This is a genomic window from Kitasatospora sp. MY 5-36, assembly GCF_001182915.1.
In the GTDB taxonomy this organism is placed as follows: Bacteria; Actinomycetota; Actinomycetes; order Streptomycetales; family Streptomycetaceae; genus Kitasatospora.
Genome location: NZ_LFVW01000245.1, coordinates 1 through 15,878, shown reverse-complemented (window position 1 = coordinate 15,878; position 15,878 = coordinate 1). Strand labels below are relative to the sequence as shown.

At 70.5% G+C, this 15,878-nt stretch carries 11 protein-coding genes and 1 pseudogene; 3 read left to right on the top strand and 9 right to left on the bottom strand.

Annotated features, from left to right (window positions below; all coding sequences use genetic code 11):
• A pseudogene (locus AE652_RS17700) lies at positions 1–321 on the bottom strand (hypothetical protein); the annotation flags it as partial.
• A gap of 193 nt (positions 322–514) precedes the next feature.
• Between AE652_RS17700 and AE652_RS17695 the strand changes: the two are divergent.
• Complete coding sequence (locus tag AE652_RS17695) at positions 515–1,441, top strand: A/G-specific adenine glycosylase (RefSeq protein ID WP_049652529.1); 927 nt, start codon at positions 515–517, stop codon at positions 1,439–1,441.
• A gap of 65 nt (positions 1,442–1,506) precedes the next feature.
• Here AE652_RS17695 and AE652_RS17690 read toward each other — a convergent pair whose 3' ends face one another.
• Complete coding sequence (locus tag AE652_RS17690) at positions 1,507–3,099, bottom strand: MDR family MFS transporter (protein WP_049652527.1); 1,593 nt, start codon at positions 3,097–3,099, stop codon at positions 1,507–1,509.
• A 222-nt stretch (positions 3,100–3,321) separates the two neighbouring features.
• On the opposite strand from AE652_RS17690, the gene AE652_RS17685 reads away from it, so the two are divergent.
• A complete protein-coding gene (locus AE652_RS17685; protein WP_053112112.1) occupies positions 3,322–3,954 on the top strand; it encodes a TetR/AcrR family transcriptional regulator in 633 nt (210 codons plus the stop codon).
• A 37-nt stretch (positions 3,955–3,991) separates the two neighbouring features.
• Here AE652_RS17685 and AE652_RS43130 read toward each other — a convergent pair whose 3' ends face one another.
• A complete protein-coding gene (locus AE652_RS43130; protein WP_053112110.1) occupies positions 3,992–4,924 on the bottom strand; it encodes a M23 family metallopeptidase in 933 nt (310 codons plus the stop codon).
• 354 nt (positions 4,925–5,278) lie between these two features.
• Between AE652_RS43130 and AE652_RS17675 the strand changes: the two genes are divergently transcribed.
• A complete protein-coding gene (locus tag AE652_RS17675) occupies positions 5,279–6,505 on the top strand; it encodes a low specificity L-threonine aldolase (RefSeq protein ID WP_049652526.1) in 1,227 nt (408 codons plus the stop codon).
• 100 nt (positions 6,506–6,605) lie between these two features.
• On the opposite strand, the gene AE652_RS17670 is transcribed toward AE652_RS17675, so the two are convergent.
• The 6 genes from AE652_RS17670 to lysX all read right to left on the bottom strand — a co-directional run bounded on the left by AE652_RS17670 (position 6,606) and on the right by lysX (position 15,713).
• Positions 6,606–8,954 carry an immune inhibitor A domain-containing protein gene (locus tag AE652_RS17670; RefSeq protein ID WP_049652524.1) on the bottom strand — a complete coding sequence of 783 codons (2,349 nt, stop codon included), beginning with the start codon at positions 8,952–8,954 and terminating at the stop codon, positions 6,606–6,608.
• Positions 8,955–9,298: 344 nt separating this feature from the next.
• On the bottom strand, positions 9,299–11,818 hold the full coding sequence (locus AE652_RS17665) for an ATP-dependent Clp protease ATP-binding subunit (protein ID WP_049652522.1): 2,520 nt from the start codon (positions 11,816–11,818) through the stop codon (positions 9,299–9,301).
• 665 nt (positions 11,819–12,483) lie between these two features.
• Entirely contained in the window at positions 12,484–12,837 is a 354-nt protein-coding gene (locus AE652_RS17660) for an Lsr2 family protein (protein WP_049652521.1), read from the bottom strand.
• Between the two features lie 91 nt (positions 12,838–12,928).
• On the bottom strand, positions 12,929–13,465 hold the full coding sequence (locus tag AE652_RS17655; protein ID WP_049652520.1) for an amino-acid N-acetyltransferase: 537 nt from the start codon (positions 13,463–13,465) through the stop codon (positions 12,929–12,931).
• 10 nt (positions 13,466–13,475) lie between these two features.
• Complete coding sequence (locus tag AE652_RS17650) at positions 13,476–13,913, bottom strand: BlaI/MecI/CopY family transcriptional regulator (RefSeq protein ID WP_049652518.1); 438 nt, start codon at positions 13,911–13,913, stop codon at positions 13,476–13,478.
• A 243-nt stretch (positions 13,914–14,156) separates the two neighbouring features.
• Positions 14,157–15,713, bottom strand: a complete 1,557-nt coding sequence (gene lysX, locus AE652_RS17640) for a bifunctional lysylphosphatidylglycerol synthetase/lysine--tRNA ligase LysX (protein ID WP_082345799.1) — start codon at positions 15,711–15,713, stop codon at positions 14,157–14,159.
• Between the last annotated feature and the right edge of the window lie 165 nt (positions 15,714–15,878).

The following is a 15,878-nucleotide window of genomic DNA, read 5'->3' as shown; positions in this document are numbered from 1 at the left end:
GGCGGTGCCGCCGCTGAGGTTGACCTCGGTGCCGCCACCGCCCGCCACCGGTCCGCCCCCGGAGCCGCCGCCCGGGCGCGCCGCGGGGCCGCTCGGTGAGGCGCCGGGCGTGATCGCCTGAGCCGGTGTCTGGTTCTGGGACTGGGAGGGAACGGCCTGTGCGGCGTTGCCCGGTGAGCCGCCGTCACCGCCCCCGCCCTGATCGATCATCAGCCAGGCGATCAGGGCGACGACCGCCGCGACGGCGACGAGCACGATGACGCGCCGACGCCAGTAGATCGAGGCCGGCAGTGGTCCGACGGGTTGACGCAGAGAAGGCACGACCAAACTCTACGAGACTGTGTGTGGCGATTGACTCACCAACACCGCACAGTCGCCCCTTCCTTCACATGATCCGCCATTTGATCCGTTCGAGCGAGCCCCAATCGGACGATTTCCGGTCGGTCCCCCGGTCGGTCCGGAGCAGACTGATCCACTTCGGCCCGGTCGGCGGGCATGGGAGGATCGAAGGGCCATGACTGCCATCACCGCCCCTGCCACCGCCGCCGACGCCGCCCGGCCGCCGATGCCCCTGCCGCTGTTCCACTCGACCGTCCTGGACTGGTACGAGGCGAGCAAGCGGGACCTGCCCTGGCGGACCCCCGACGCCACGCCCTGGGCGGTCATGGTGAGCGAGTTCATGCTCCAGCAGACCCCGGTCAAGCGCGTGCTGCCCGCCTGGGAGGCCTGGCTCACCCGCTGGCCGACCCCGGCCGACCTCGCCGCCGACGCGCCCGGCGAGGCGGTCCGGATGTGGGGCCGGCTGGGCTACCCGCGCCGGGCGCTGCGCTTGCACGCGGCCGCGGTGGCGATCACCGAGCAGCACGACGGCGAGGTCCCGGACGACCACGCCACCCTGCTCTCGCTGCCCGGGGTGGGGGAGTACACCGCCGCCGCCGTCGCCTCCTTCGCCTTCCGCCAGCGGCACGTGGTGCTGGACACCAACGTCCGCCGGGTCTTCGCCCGCGCGGTGACCGGCGTCGAGTACCCGGCCCAGGCCACCACCGCCGCCGAGCGCCGCACCGCCACCGCGCTGCTGCCGGACGACGCCGAGACGGCCGCCACCTGGGCGGTCGGCGTGATGGAGCTGGGCGCGCTGGTCTGCACCGCCCGCGGCCCGGAGTGCGGGGACTGCCCGCTGTTCACCACCTGCGCCTGGCAGCGGGCCGGCCGCCCGCCGTACGAGGGCCCGGCCCGGCGCGGCCAGTCCTACGAGGGGACGGACCGCCAGGTGCGCGGCAAGCTGCTCGCGGTGCTGCGCGAGGCGCACGGGACGGTGCCGCAGGCCCGGCTGGACGCGGTCTGGCCGGACTCGGTGCAGCGGGCCCGGGCGCTGGACGGCCTGGTGGCGGACGGCCTGGTCGAGCCGGTCGAGCAGGGCGTCTACCGGCTGCCCCAGTAGGCGGCGGAACACGAAGGCGCCCCCGGGAGAGGACCTCCCGGGGGCGCCTTCGTGCGCGGGGACCGTCAGACGGCCGCCGCCTCCAGCGACGCCTCGGCCGGAGCCTCGCCCTTGCCGGTGCCGCGCAGCGGCACCTCGCGGAGGAACACCGCCGCGGCGATCGCGATCACGGCCACCCCGGCGCCCCACAGGAAGACGGTGTGCATGCCGTTGGACACCGCGTGGTGGTAGGCGTCCTGGACGGGCGCGGGCAGTGCGCGCATCGCGGCCGGGCTCATCTGGCCCGGGTCCTTCGCGCCGCCCGCCGAGGCCTGCTCGCCGAGCCGCTCCTTCATGGTGTCGGTCACCCGGTTGTTGAACAGCGCGCCGAACAGCGCGACGCCGAAGGAGCCGCCGATGGTGCGGAACAGCGTGGCGGTGGAGCTGGCCACGCCCATGTCCTTGAGCTCGACGCTGTTCTGCGCGACCAGCATGGTGATCTGCATCAGGAAGCCCATGCCGGCGCCGAGCACGACCATCCAGCAGGCAGAGGTGAAGCTGCTGGTCCCGACGCCCATGGTGGAGAGCAGGATCATGCCGCCGGTCATCACGATGGTGCCGATGATCGGGTAGATCCGGTACTTCCCGGTCTTGGTGACGGCCTGGCCGACCACCAGCGAGATCACCAGCATGCCGAACATCATCGGCATCAGCAGCAGGCCGGAGTTGGTCGCCGAGGCGCCCTGGACGATCTGCTGGTAGAGCGGCAGGAAGACGGTCGAGCCGAACATCACGAAGCCGACGATGAAGCCGATGATCGAGACCAGGGTGAAGTTCAGGTTGCGGAACAGGCTCAGCGGGAGCATTGGCTCCTCGACCCGCTGCTCCACGTAGCAGAAGGCGATCAGCGAGGCGGCGGAGAGCGCGGCCAGGCCGAGGATCTCCTTGGAGCCCCAGGCGTACTGCTGGCCGCCCCAGGTGGTGATCAGCACCAGCGAGGTGATGCCGACGGTGAGCAGGATGGCGCCCAGGTAGTCGATCTTGGCGGTGCTGCGGACCTTCGGCAGCTTCAGGGTGACGACGACAACGGCGAGTGCGACGACGCCGAGCGGCAGGTTGATGTAGAAGGTCCAGTGCCAGCTCAGGTGGTCGGTGATGAAGCCGCCGACCAGCGGGCCGCCGATGGTGGCGAGGGCCATCACCGCGGCGAACATGCCCTGGTACTTGCCGCGGTCGCGCGGCGGGACGAGCGCGCCCATGATCGACATGACGCCGACCATCAGACCGCCGGCGCCCAGGCCCTGCACGGCGCGGAAGCCGATCAGCTCGTTCATGTTCTGCGACAGGCCGGACAGCGCCGAGCCCACCAGGAAGATCACGATCGAGGTGAGGAAGGTGCCCTTGCGGCCGTACATGTCGCCGAGCTTGCCCCAGATCGGGGTGGAGGCGGCGGTCGCCAGGGTGTACGCGGTGACCACCCAGGACAGGTGCTCGGCACCGCCGAGGTCGCCGACGATGGTCGGCATCGCGGTGCCGACGATCAGGTTGTCGAGCATGGCCAGCAGCATGGTGACGACCAGGCCGACCATCACGAGGCGGATCTCGCGGGGCGACCGCGGCTGCTCCTCCTCGGTCGTCTTGTCCTCCGGCACCGGGCCGGCGGTCTTGGACTGTGACATGAGGTGGGGTCTCCCGGAGGGTGGTTCGGACGGAGCGTCGTGCCGTGCGGCGGCTCACTTACTTGTCGCCCGGCTAGTTTATCGACCGTCGGCACGGTAGGTTGTTTCCTAGCCGGTCGTCAAGCCAGTTTCCCGACCGGCCTTCTGGGCAGGGAGAATGGGCCCGGGGCGAACACCGCTCCGGGGTCCGCAGTAGTCACCGACGCAGTCATGAGGCAGGCCATGGGCACTCCGCACAGCCCCCGCAGCGACACCCGGGCTCGCATCATCGAGGTGTCACTGGAGCTCTTCGCCGAGCAGGGCTACGAGCAGACCTCACTGCGCGAGATCGCCGACCGCCTGGGCGTCACCAAGGCCGCGCTCTACTACCACTTCAAGACCAAGGACGACATCGTCCTGGGCATCGTCGAGCGGATGGCCGCGCCGATCGACGAGTCCATCGCGTGGGGCCGCAAGCAGGCCTGGAGCCCGGAGATGCGCGACGAGCTGATCCGCCGCTTCGCGGACGGGATGGCCGAGCGGGCCCCGCTGCTGCGCTTCTTCCACGAGAACCAGCCCGCGCTGCGCGAGTCCCCGGCCGGGCTGGCCTTCCGGGACCGCATGATCACCATGATGCAGCTGGTGCACGGGCCGGGGGCGGACTTCCACGACCGGCTGCGGGCCGCGATGGCGCTGTTCACCGTCCACTCGTCGCTGTTCCTGCTCAAGCAGGACAAGGCGGACTGCGGCCACACCCCGAACGTGTGGGGCGAGCAGCCGCCCCCCGCCGGCCTGGACGAGGCGATCGGGGCGGCCCGGGACATCGCGCTGGAGATCGGCGCCGGGATCAGCCACCCCGCCCGCACCACCGGCTGAGGGCGCCGGTCCCGCAGGGCCCGGCGCCCGGGGCGGCTCAGAAGTCCGTGACGCCGTGCCCCGCCAGGTACGCGATCGGGTTGACCACCGCGCCGTAGCGGTTGCTGGTGCGGATCTCGAAGTGCAGGTGCGGGCCGGTCGAGTTGCCGGTGCTCCCGGACAGCCCGATCCGCTCGCCCGCGGACACCCGCTGGCCCGCCGAGACGGTGACCGAGGACATGTGGGCGTACTGCGCGAAGTGCCCGTCCGCCAGCCGCAGCACGACCTCCTTGCCGTAAGCGCCGTCCCAGCCGGCCGACACCACGCTCGCGTCGCCGACCGCCAGCAGCGGCGTGCCCGGGGAGACCGCGAAGTCCACCCCGGTGTGGTACCCGGCGGCGTAGCTGCGGTTGGCCTTCCCGTACGGGTTGCTGGTCGGTGCGTTCGGCACCGGGGCCGACCACCCGGGAGTCGGCGCGGGCCCGGGCTCCGGCGCGGGTCCGGCCTCCGGGGCCGGCTCGTCGGCGGGATCCGGCTCCGGCTCCGGTGCCGGCGGTTCGAACGGCAGCAGGTTGGGCGCCACCGTCACGAACTCCTGCGCCGAGTCGCCGTCGTCGGGCAGCTTGTACGGGCTGGGGCCGGCCACCTGGACCAGCCCCGCGTTCGGCACCTCCGCCCGCGGCACGGTGAAGGCCGAGCTGCCCGGCGTGGTGGGCCGTACGGTCTGCGCCGAGGCGGTGCCCGGGGTGGCCACCAGCAGCACGCCGGCGAGCAGGGTGGCGACCGCTCCGGCCGAGGCCAGCGCGTGGTCGTGCTCGGCCCGCTGACGGCTGCCGGGCAGGGTGGTGTGCCGGGGCGCCCCGAGGGCGCGCAGCGGCGCGGCCTGGGTGCGGACGGCGTGGCCGATCCGGGGCTGCCAGACGGCGGCCCGGGCCGCCGCCTGGGCGGCGAGCCGGCGCAGGGCCGGCCCCACGGGTGGGACGGTGGACATCTGCCGTACCTCACGGATCGTACGAGGGCAGCACGAAGCGCCCGTTCGGGCGCGTGCTGAGCGGGGGACCACTCAGGTGTAACGGTCACCGGGCGGAGTCCCAAACGCGGTGATGTACTACGGCGTGTAGTCATCGTGGCGCCGGAGATTCAAACCGACGGAGCAATGATCATGAGATCGGATCGCCCATGACCGCTCCGGGCCGTCCGCCGCTTCCCCGGCCCCGCTACTACCGCCGGTCGTACCGTGCCGGAGGCCTGTGACCAGCACCACGCGCGGCCGGGGTTTCGCGGGCTCGAACCGCTTTCCGTCCGCACCGCTGACCGGTCCGGCCCGCTGCGGGACCATCGAGCCATGTATGGCAACAGGAGCGAAGACACCGACGCCGGTGACCGCCCGAGCCTGCCGGACCGCCGCTTCGCCGCCCTGCGCGGCTGCGAGCGACTGCTGTCCGGGGCCCGGCCGCAGAGCATCCGCGAACGCCTCGCCGACCTGGCCGGCCCGCCGCCGGGCGCCGCCCCCGACCCGGACGGAGCACCCGACCCGGACGCCGCCCCCGAGCCGCACGGCGCCCCCGACCTGGACGGCCGCCCGGACCAGTACGGCGACGGCGTGGTCCGCACCCTGGAGCACCGGGTCGCCGAGCTGCTCGGCACCGAGGACGCGGCCTTCTTCCCGACCGGCACGATGGCCCAGCAGATCGCCCTGCGGATCCACGCCGAGGCCGCCGGGTGCCGCACCGTGGTCACCCACCCGCTGGCCCACACCGACCGGCACGAGCGGCACGCGCTCGGCGTGCTGACCGGGCTGCGCAGCCTCTGGCCGACCGACGAGCCGCGCCAGCCCACCGCCGAGGAGCTGCGCGCCCTGGACGAGCCGTACGCCGCGCTGAGCCTGGAGCTGCCGCTGCGCGACGCCGGGTTCGTGCTGCCCGGCTGGCCGGAGCTGGTGGAGCTGGCCGCGGTGGTGCGGGAGGAGCACGGCGCGGCGCTGCACCTGGACGGCGCCCGGATCTGGGAGTCCGCGGTCGCCCTCGGCCGGCCGCTGCCGGAGCTCGCCGGCCTGGCCGACTCGGTCTACGTCTCCTTCTACAAGACGCTCGGCGGGATCAGCGGCGCCGCGCTGGCCGGCCCGGGCGGCTTCGTCCGCACCGCCCGGGCCTGGCGGCACCGCTACGGCGGCCAGCTCTACCAGCAGTGGCCGTTCGCGCTCGCCGCGCTGGCCGGGCTGGAGCGCGAACTGCCGCGGCTGGCCGGGTACGTGGCGCACACCCGGACGGTCGCCGGGGCGCTGGCCCGGGCGTTCGCCGCCGTCCCCGGCGCCCGGGTGCACCCGGCCCCGCCGCACACCCACCAGTTCCAGCTCTGGCTGCCGTACCCGGTCGGGGAGTTGGAGGAGGCCGGGCTGGGGCTGGCCGAGGACACCGGGATCGGGCTGTTCGGCGCCTGGCGCGCGGGCGGGCCGCCGGGGCTGTCGGTGACCGAGGTCACGGTCGCCGTGTCCGCCCTCGACTGGACCGCCGCCGACGTCGCGGTGGCGGCCGCCGCCTTCCTGGACCGGCTGCCGGCCGTCCGGGCCTGACAAAGCGTCCGGCCCGCCCCCGCGCGCTGCGGGGACGGGCCGGACGTGGAGTTGTCAGAGCTGCCTGGTCACAGGCCGCTCGCTACCCGGGGGGCGACGATCAGAAGTTGTCGACCGGGCGGACCCGGATCCAGGTCTCCAGGTAGTTCGAGGACTCGTTCTCGACCTCGATGCTGGTCCCGGTCTTCGGGACGTTGACACCGCTGTACGGGTTGTCCTTGTTCCACCACGACTTCAGGTCGTTGAACTCGTCGACGCCCTTGGCCTTCGGGATGACGGTCTCGACGCCGGCCTTGTGCAGGGTCAGACCGGAGGTGCGGCGCGAGCCGAAGGTGGAGTCGTAGCCCTGCATGCGCGGACGCATCAGGGTGCCGTCGGTCCACTTCAGCGGAGCCGGGTGCGAGTCGACCGGCAGGATCAGGCCCTGGCCCGGGTGGGCGCTGACGTTGTTGTCGGTCTGCGACTCGTCCCAGTACCAGATCAGCAGGCCGGGCTGGTACGAGTAGTGCTCGACCCAGTTCGGCTTGTCGGCGAAGCCGAAGTTGTACGGGCCGGTCTTCAGGGTCTGGTCGAAGGACACGTACTGCCGGTTCTCCGCGATGTAGTACTGCGCGTAGTCCTTGGTGTACGAGCCGCCGAAGCGGGAGAACCCGTCGGCCACCCAGCCGTTGTCACCGTTCTCGACGTCGTCGCTGAACACGGTGGCGCCGTCGGCGACGACCGCGATGTTGTCCAGCGTCAGGCCGCGGAAGTGCAGGCCGCCGTCGGTGGTGTTGTGGTAGCGGAACTTGACCTTCTGGCCCGCGTAGGCGTCCAGGTTGAAGGACAGGTCGCCCCAGGCGGCCACCTGGCCGCTGATGGCCGGACGGCCGTTCTCGCGCGGCAGCGCGGTCCCGTTCCAGGTGCCGTCGACGACGGTCCAGGTCTTGCCGCCGTCGGTGGAGACCTCGCCGAACGCGTAGTCGAAGTCCTGCTCCAGCTCGTACCAGGCCTTGGCGTTGATGCTGGCCTTGGTCTTGCCGGTCAGGTCGATGTCACGGGTGAGCGTGACGTTCAGGTTGTCGGCGCTGCCGCTCCACCACTCACCGGTGCCGCCGAACGGCTTGTTGATCTCGGTGGTGATGCTCTTCTTCGGCAGGTCGACGATCAGACCCTGCGGCAGGTTGCTGTTGTACTCCGCCGGGCCGATGTGGTGGGTCGACTCGGTGCCCGCCTTGGCGTGGTCGGCCTTCAGCCAGCCCAGCTTGTACTTGCTCCAGGCGTCGAGGTCGTTCGGCATGTCGCCGATGCTGTCCTTGCCCTCGCCGAGCCAGGAACCGGAGGACATCAGCGACCAGAAGCCGACCGAGTTGTCGATGCCCTTGCCGGCGGTGTCGTAGAGGTCCGGCAGACCGAGGTCGTGGCCGTACTCGTGGGCGAAGACGCCGAGGCCGCCGTTCTCCGGCTGCATCGTGTAGTCGCCGATCCACAGGCCGCTGTTGCCGACCTGGACGCCGCCGAGCTTGTTGCCCTCGGGACCGGCCGTGCCCTGCAGGTTGCCGTAGACGTACGAGCGGTGCGCCCACAGGGCCTTGCTGCCCTGCTTGCCGCCACCGGCCGACTTGTCCTCGCCGGCGTGCACGATCTGGAAGTGGTCGATGTACCCGTCGGGCTGGTTGAAGTTCCCGTCGTGGTGCGAACCGTAGCGGTCCCACTGGTCGTACTGGGCCAGCGTGGCCTTGATCTGGGCCTCGGTCTGGCCCTTGGCCTGCTGGTCCTTGTACCAGATGTCCACGGCGTCGCGGATCAGGTCCTGGGCGCTGGCGCAGACGTTGGAGCCGCAGTAGTCGGAGCCGTACCGGGCCTCGTTCCACGGCACCCGGACCCAGTCCGAGACCACGCCGTCGACCGAGTAGCGGCCCGAGGACTGCTTCTCGTAGTAGGTCTTCAGCGAGGGCTTGTCCTTGGCGAAGTACAGGTCCTGGTAGTGCTGCTGGTTGTAGTCGGCCTGCCACTCGGTCGAGTTGTTGGTGGCCGGGTCCGGCTTCTCGATCTCGTTGTGCTTGGGGCCGGCCTCGCCGCCGTACTTGACCTTGCCGTCCGGCGTCTTGGTGGTGTTGTCCACCTGGTCACCGAAGTCGACCAGGATGGTGAAGATCTTGTCCGTGCGCTCGCGAGCGAGCTCGACGTACTTGTCCTTGCCGAGCTTCACGCTGGTGCTGCCGTTGTGCTGCTCGACCTCGGCGGTGCCGTTGAGGAGCTTCTCGGTGGCGGCCTTCTGCTCCGCCTCCACCTTCGCGGTCAGCGGACCCGGAAGGTTGTGCTCGGTGTTCTGGACGGCGTCGGCCGGGTCCCGCGGGACCGGGGCCGAGCCGGCGGCGACGGCGGAGGCCGGGAACAGGCCCGTGCCGAGCGCGACTATGACCGCTGCGGCCGTGGCAGCCGCAGCGGTTCTCCTGGTGTTCTTCAACGTTGTGACGTCCTCCCCGACCAGGGCCCAGCTCTTGGCCAAAGCCCGGCAAACCAAAATGAAAGACAGGTGGACGTCATTTGATCCAAGCGTGCACGGAAAAGATAGACCTTGACCATGACATGGTCACGGCGCTATCCTCCGCGACTTCCCATCATCTGACCGCCTGTCAACCGTATGTTCGTGAAAGGTCGGTGAGAAACCGAGCGCACCCGCACCAGCCAGCGCGGGGGCCAGCCGACCCGGCCCGCACCGGTTCGGCTGGCGGCGGGAGCGAACGCACCGAGCCCCCGGCGTCAACGCCGGGGGCTCGGTGGCTGTGAAGTTGTCTGTTAAAAGTTGGGTTACTTCGTCAGGTCCGGACCGGACGAGGCGACCGCGGCCGGGGTGTCCGCGACGGCCGACTTCTCCTCGCCGCGGAAGGTGAACTTGGCTTCCTTGCCCTCGCCCTCGACGTCGACGACGACGATGTGGCCGGCCCGCAGCTCGCCGAAGAGGATCTTCTCGGAGAGGTGGTCCTCGATCTCGCGCTGGATGGTGCGGCGCAGCGGACGGGCACCCAGGATCGGGTCGTAGCCGCGCTTGGCCAGCAGCTTCTTGGCCTCGACGCTGAGCTCCAGGCCCATGTCCTTGTCCTTGAGCCGCTCGTCCACCTTGTCGATCATGAGGTCGACGATCTGGATGATGTCTTCCTCGGACAGCTGGTGGAACACCACGATGTCGTCGACACGGTTCAGGAACTCGGGGCGGAAGTGCTGCTTGAGCTCCTCGCCGACCTTCGCCTTCATCCGCTCGTACCCGGTCTGGGTGTCACCCGCAGCCGCGAAGCCGAGGTTGAAGCCCTTCGAGATGTCCCGGGTGCCGAGGTTGGTCGTCATGATGATGACGGTGTTCTTGAAGTCGACCACGCGGCCCTGGGAGTCGGTCAGGCGACCGTCCTCCAGGATCTGCAGCAGCGAGTTGAAGATGTCCGGGTGGGCCTTCTCGACCTCGTCGAAGAGGACGACCGAGAACGGCTTGCGGCGGACCTTCTCGGTCAGCTGGCCGCCCTCCTCGTAGCCCACGTAGCCGGGCGGGGAGCCGAACAGCCGGGAGACGGTGTGCTTCTCGGAGAACTCGGACATGTCGAGCGCGATCAGCGCGTCCTCGTCGCCGAACAGGAACTCCGCCAGCGTCTTGGACAGCTCCGTCTTACCGACACCGGACGGGCCGGCGAAGATGAACGAACCGCCGGGGCGCTTCGGGTCCTTGAGGCCCGCACGGGTGCGCCGGATGGCCTGGGAGAGCGCCTTGATGGCGTCCTTCTGGCCGATGACGCGCTTGTGCAGCTCGTCCTCCATGCGCAGCAGGCGGGACGTCTCCTCCTCGGTCAGCTTGAAGACCGGGATGCCGGTGGCGGTGGCCAGGACCTCGGCGATGAGCTCCTCGTTGACCTCCGCGACGACGTCCATGTCGCCGGCCTTCCACTCCTTCTCGCGCTTGGCCTTGGCCTGCAGGAGCTGCTTCTCGTCGTCGCGCAGGGACGCGGCCTTCTCGAAGTCCTGCGCGTCGATCGCGCTCTCCTTCTCGCGGCGCACGTCGGCGATCTTCTCGTCGAACTCGCGCAGGTCCGGCGGCGCGGTCATCCGGCGGATGCGCATTCGGGAGCCGGCCTCGTCGATCAGGTCGATCGCCTTGTCCGGCAGGAAGCGGTCCGAGATGTACCGGTCGGCCAGGGTGGCGGCGGCGACCAGGGCGGAGTCCGTGATGGAGACCCGGTGGTGGGCCTCGTAGCGGTCGCGCAGACCCTTGAGGATCTCGATGGTGTGGGGCAGCGAGGGCTCGGCGACCTGGATCGGCTGGAAGCGGCGCTCCAGCGCGGCGTCCTTCTCCAGGTGCTTGCGGTACTCGTCCAGGGTGGTGGCACCGATGGTCTGCAGCTCGCCACGGGCCAGCATCGGCTTGAGGATGCTGGCGGCGTCGATGGCGCCCTCGGCGGCGCCCGCGCCGACCAGGGTGTGCAGCTCGTCGATGAACAGGATGATGTCGCCGCGGGTGCGGATCTCCTTGAGAACCTTCTTCAGGCGCTCCTCGAAGTCACCGCGGTAGCGCGAGCCGGCCACCAGGGCGCCCAGGTCCAGCGTGTAGAGCTGCTTGTCCTTGAGCGTCTCCGGGACCTCGCCCTTGACGATCGCCTGGGCCAGGCCCTCGACCACGGCGGTCTTGCCGACGCCGGGCTCACCGATCAGCACCGGGTTGTTCTTGGTGCGGCGGGACAGCACCTGCATGACCCGCTCGATCTCCTTCTCGCGCCCGATGACCGGGTCGAGCTTGGCCTCGCGGGCGGCCTGGGTGAGGTTGCGGCCGAACTGGTCCAGGACCAGCGAGGTCGACGGGGTGCCCTCGGCGGGCCCGCCGGCCGTGGCCGACTCCTTGCCGCCGCCGGTCTGGTAGCCGGAGAGCAGCTGGATGACCTGCTGGCGCACCCGGTTGAGGTCGGCGCCCAGCTTCACCAGGACCTGGGCGGCGACGCCCTCGCCCTCGCGGATCAGGCCGAGCAGGATGTGCTCGGTGCCGATGTAGTTGTGGCCGAGCTGAAGGGCCTCGCGGAGCGAGAGCTCCAGGACCTTCTTCGCCCGGGGGGTGAAGGGAATGTGACCGGACGGGGCCTGCTGGCCCTGGCCGATGATCTCCTCGACCTGCTGGCGAACGGCCTCAAGAGAAATCCCGAGGCTCTCCAGGGCCTTGGCGGCGACGCCCTCGCCCTCGTGGATCAGACCCAGGAGGATGTGCTCGGTGCCGATGTAGTTGTGGTTGAGCATCCGGGCTTCTTCCTGAGCCAGGACGACAACCCGCCGCGCGCGGTCGGTGAACCTCTCGAACATCGTTTATCGCTCCTCAGAGCGGTCGGGCAGTTCGGGGTCCGTCCCCGCCCTGTCCTTCCGCATGCTAGTCCCGCTCAGCGGCGCGGCCCACGGATTCACTCCCCGGTAGAGGAGCGAGATGCTGCGCGACCAGCCGACACCAATCCCAACCTGGTGTTGGGAAACGGTGTTCCCACAGGTGGGCCGGATGCACCGGATTCCGCTACGCCATCGGCGAACACGTGCCGCCGACGCCGCCGCCGGAACCCCTCCGGCCGGTCGCACATACTGCCCCTGGACGGGCCGAAGAACCCGTCCACCTGCATTCATACCCGGTATCGGGGCGGTTCTCGCGCAGTTTCCGCGGTGGCGGTGTTCGCCTGGCGAGAAGTCGGGCCGCGGTGACGGCGGTTCGACGGCGGACGGGGTGCCGGGCACATCGCCCCGGTGCCGTCCGCGTTGCCGCTTCGCCCCTACAGCGTCGCACGGCCCGTGATTGTTCCGCCGCCCGAGCCGGTGCCCGAGCCGCTGCCCGGGACGGCCCCCGGGGCCGGCCGCGGCGGGCTCCTCCGGGCACGCGCCGCGGGGCGCGGAGGAGACCCCTCCGCGCCCCGTGCGTGTGATGGTGGCGGCCGTCCCCGGCCGCCGGGCCCCGCACCCGCTCCGGCGGGCCCGCGGCGCCGGGATCAGGACGCGTTGGCCTTCTCGTAGGCCTCGCGGACGTTGCTCGGAACGCGGCCGCGGTCGTTGACCTCCAGGCCCTGCTCCTTGGCCCACGCGCGGATCTTGGCGGTGTCCGGGGCGCCGCCGCCGGCCGGACGCGCCGCGGTGCCGCGGCCCGGACGACGGGCACCGGCGAGCCGGCCGCTCTGCTTGCGGCCCTTCTCCACGTACGGCGCCAGCAGGCCGCGGAGCTTGTCCGCGTTGGCGCTCTTCAGGTCGATCTCGTAGGCAACGCCGTCGAGGGCGAACGTCACCGTCTCGTCCGCCGAACCGCCGTCGAGATCGTCTTCAAGAATGACCTGCACCCTCTGTGCCACGGGCTTCCCTTTCCGCTAAACGACCCATTGCCTAAGGAAAGGAAAGCGCCTTTCTCCGGAAAACACAAACCCTTGACCCGGTTGGAGCGGCTCAGAGGTGCAGCAGCATGCGCGAGTTGCCCAGTGTGTTGGGCTTCACCCGCTCCAGGTCGAGGAACTCGGCGACGCCTTCATCGTACGAGCGGAGGAGTTCTTCATAGACATCCGTAGCGATCGCCGCCGGGTCTGTCGTACCATCATCGGTTTCCTGGACCTCGCCGATCTCGACGAAACCGTGTTTCGCGAAGAACGCGACCTCGAACGTCAAGCAGAAAATCCGACGGACGCCCAGCCAGCGCGCGGTCTGCACCAGCTTCTCCAGCAGCAGGTGCCCGATCCCGGTGCCCCGGGCGACCGGATCCACCGCGAGCGTGCGGACCTCGGCGAGGTCCTCCCACATCACGTGCAGTGCGCCGCAGGCCACCACCACGCCGTTGTCGTCCCGTTCCGCGACCCAGAACTCCTGGACGGATTCGAACAGTGTGACTGTGGGCTTGTCCAGCAGAATGCCGTCGCGTGAGTAGGTGTCGATGAGCCTGCGCACTGCCCGCACGTCCGTGGTCCGCGCCCGGCGGATGGTGACCTCCATGGTCGGGACGTTATCGCGCCGCTCCCGGTTCCGTCCCACCGGTATCCGGTCCGCCGTCCGCGGAATCCGCGCCGGCCGGATCGGGCGGGAACAGAGCGGCCACCCGCAAGGCGTCCCGGAGCGCTTCGCGTTGCTCGGGCGACATCAGGCCGAAGAAGTGCACCAGGGCCGCCGCCGGATTGTCACCGGTGGCCCAGGCGTCGTTCATCAGGGCCGCCGTGTACGCCTCACGCGAGGAGACCGGTTCATAACGATAGGCCCGGCCGACCCGCTCGCGGCGCAGCCAGCCCTTTCTGTGGAGCTTGTCCAGGACGGTCATCACCGTGGTGTACGCGATTTCGCGTTCCGACCGCAGATCCAGGAGAACCTCGCGAACCGTGACCGGTCGGTTCCACTGCCACACCCGGGTCATGATGGCGTTCTCAAGTTCGCCGAGTTGCCGGTCCATAGTGCGGCCAGGATAGGGAGTGAATGGGGCAAATCTTGTGAAGTGCGCCAAACCGGCGCGCCGCCACCCCCGGGAATCGGGAATGGCGGCGCGCCGGTCGTTCGGGGCGGCTGACGGGGTCAGTCGAGGTCTTCCTTGGCCCGCTGGGCCCCGCCCTGGCTGCGGACGATGGCCCGCACCAGGAATCCGAAGCCGATCGCCATGACCAGCGGCGGCACGATCGCGCTGACGTAGTCCATCAGGTCACTCCTCCTCGGTCTTCTCCGCCGTCGCGGCGGAAGCCTTCGGCTCCGGCTTCACCAGCGGGAAGAGCACCGTCTCCCGGATGTTCTTGCCGGTCAGCAGCATGATCAGGCGGTCCACGCCGAGGCCGAGGCCACCGGTCGGGGGCATCGCGTACTCCAGGGCGCGCAGGAAGTCCTCGTCCACCTGCATCGCCTCGACGTCGCCGCCGGCCGCCAGCAGCGACTGGGCGGTGAGGCGGGCGCGCTGCTCGACCGGGTCGACCAGCTCGGAGTAGGCGGTGCCGATCTCGGTCCCGAAGATCACCAGGTCCCACTTCTCGGCCACGCCGGGCCGCGAGCGGTGCTGGCGGGTCAGCGGGGAGACCTCGGTCGGGTAGTCCTTGATGAAGGTCGGCCGGACGGCGTTCTCCTCCAGCAGGCGCTCGACCATCTCCAGCACGATCTGACCGTGGCCCCAGTCCTTCTCGAACGGGATGCCGTGCTCGGTGGCCAGCTTGCGCAGCTCCTCGACGCCGGTCTCCGGGGTGACCTCGACGCCCAGGCGGGCCGAGATGCCCGGGTAGACGCCGATCTCCTCCCACGGCTCGGCCAGGTCGATCTCGTGCTCGACGCCGTGCGCGTCCACGCCCCTGATCACCGTGGTGCCCAGCGCGTCCCGGGCCGCGTTGACGATCGTCTCGCGGATCAGCTCGGCCTGGGTGTCGTAGTCGCCGTACGCCTCGTACGACTCCAGCGAGGTGAACTCCGGGTTGTGGGTGGAGTCCGCGCCCTCGTTGCGGAAGTTGCGGTTGATCTCGAAGACCTTCTCGGCGCCGCCGACCACCAGCCGCTTGAGGTACAGCTCGGGGGCGATGCGCATGTAGAGGTCGATGTCGTACGCGTTGATGTGGGTCTTGAACGGACGCGCGTTGGCGCCGCCGTGCACCGGCTGGAGCATCGGGGTCTCGACCTCGATGTAGCCGCGGTCCTCGTAGGTGCGGCGGATCGAGCGGACGACCTTGCTGCGCAGGTGCAGGATCTCGCGGGCCTCGGGGTTGACGATGAGGTCCACGTAGCGCTGGCGGACCCGGGCCTCCGGGTCGGTCAGGCCCTTGTGCTTGTCCGGCAGCGGGCGCAGGCACTTGGCGGTGAGCTCCCAGCGGTCCACCATCACGGACAGCTCGCCGCGCTTGGAGGTGATCACCTCGCCCTCGACGCCGACCTGGTCGCCGAGGTCGATGTCGGCCTTCCAGGCCGCCAGCCGCTCCGGGCCCAGCTTGTCGAGGGAGAACATCACCTGGAGGTCGCCGGTGCCGTCGCGCAGGGTGGCGAAGCAGAGCTTGCCGCCGGTGCGGGAGAGGATCACGCGGCCGGTGACGCCGGCCCGCTCGCCGGTCGCGGTGTCCGGCTCCAGGTCGGGGTGCTTGGCACGCAGGTCCGCGATGGTGGTGGTGCGGGGGAAACCGACCGGGTACGGGTCGACACCGGCCGCCCGGAGCCGGTCGAGCTTCTCGCGCCGGACGCGCATCTGCTCGGGAAGGTCGTCGGTCGCGGGAACAAGGCTCTGATCGCTCACCCCACAAGGGTAGCCAGCCACACACGGTGCTCCGCGCCGGGATTGCCGCGGGGGAGGCCGCGACGGCGGCCTCCCCCGGATCGGACGCGGACGGCTCAGCCGGTGCCGGTGGCGAGTTCGACGTCCTCGGGGGCGTCGTCGGCGGGCGGGGCGGGGTGGGCGGGG

What these genes read in the sequence shown, in the direction of transcription:
- AE652_RS17690 (WP_049652527.1), bottom strand. Translation starts at nt 3,099, where the DNA reads ATGTCACAGTCCAAGACCGCCGGCCCGGTGCCGGAGGACAAGACGACC.
- AE652_RS17650 (WP_049652518.1), bottom strand. Translation starts at nt 13,913, where the DNA reads ATGGACCGGCAACTCGGCGAACTTGAGAACGCCATCATGACCCGGGTG.
- AE652_RS17675 (WP_049652526.1), top strand. Translation starts at nt 5,279, where the DNA reads ATGTATGGCAACAGGAGCGAAGACACCGACGCCGGTGACCGCCCGAGC.
- AE652_RS43130 (WP_053112110.1), bottom strand. Translation starts at nt 4,924, where the DNA reads ATGTCCACCGTCCCACCCGTGGGGCCGGCCCTGCGCCGGCTCGCCGCC.
- AE652_RS17695 (WP_049652529.1), top strand. Translation starts at nt 515, where the DNA reads ATGACTGCCATCACCGCCCCTGCCACCGCCGCCGACGCCGCCCGGCCG.
- AE652_RS17655 (WP_049652520.1), bottom strand. Translation starts at nt 13,465, where the DNA reads ATGGAGGTCACCATCCGCCGGGCGCGGACCACGGACGTGCGGGCAGTG.
- AE652_RS17685 (WP_053112112.1), top strand. Translation starts at nt 3,322, where the DNA reads ATGGGCACTCCGCACAGCCCCCGCAGCGACACCCGGGCTCGCATCATC.
- AE652_RS17665 (WP_049652522.1), bottom strand. Translation starts at nt 11,818, where the DNA reads ATGTTCGAGAGGTTCACCGACCGCGCGCGGCGGGTTGTCGTCCTGGCT.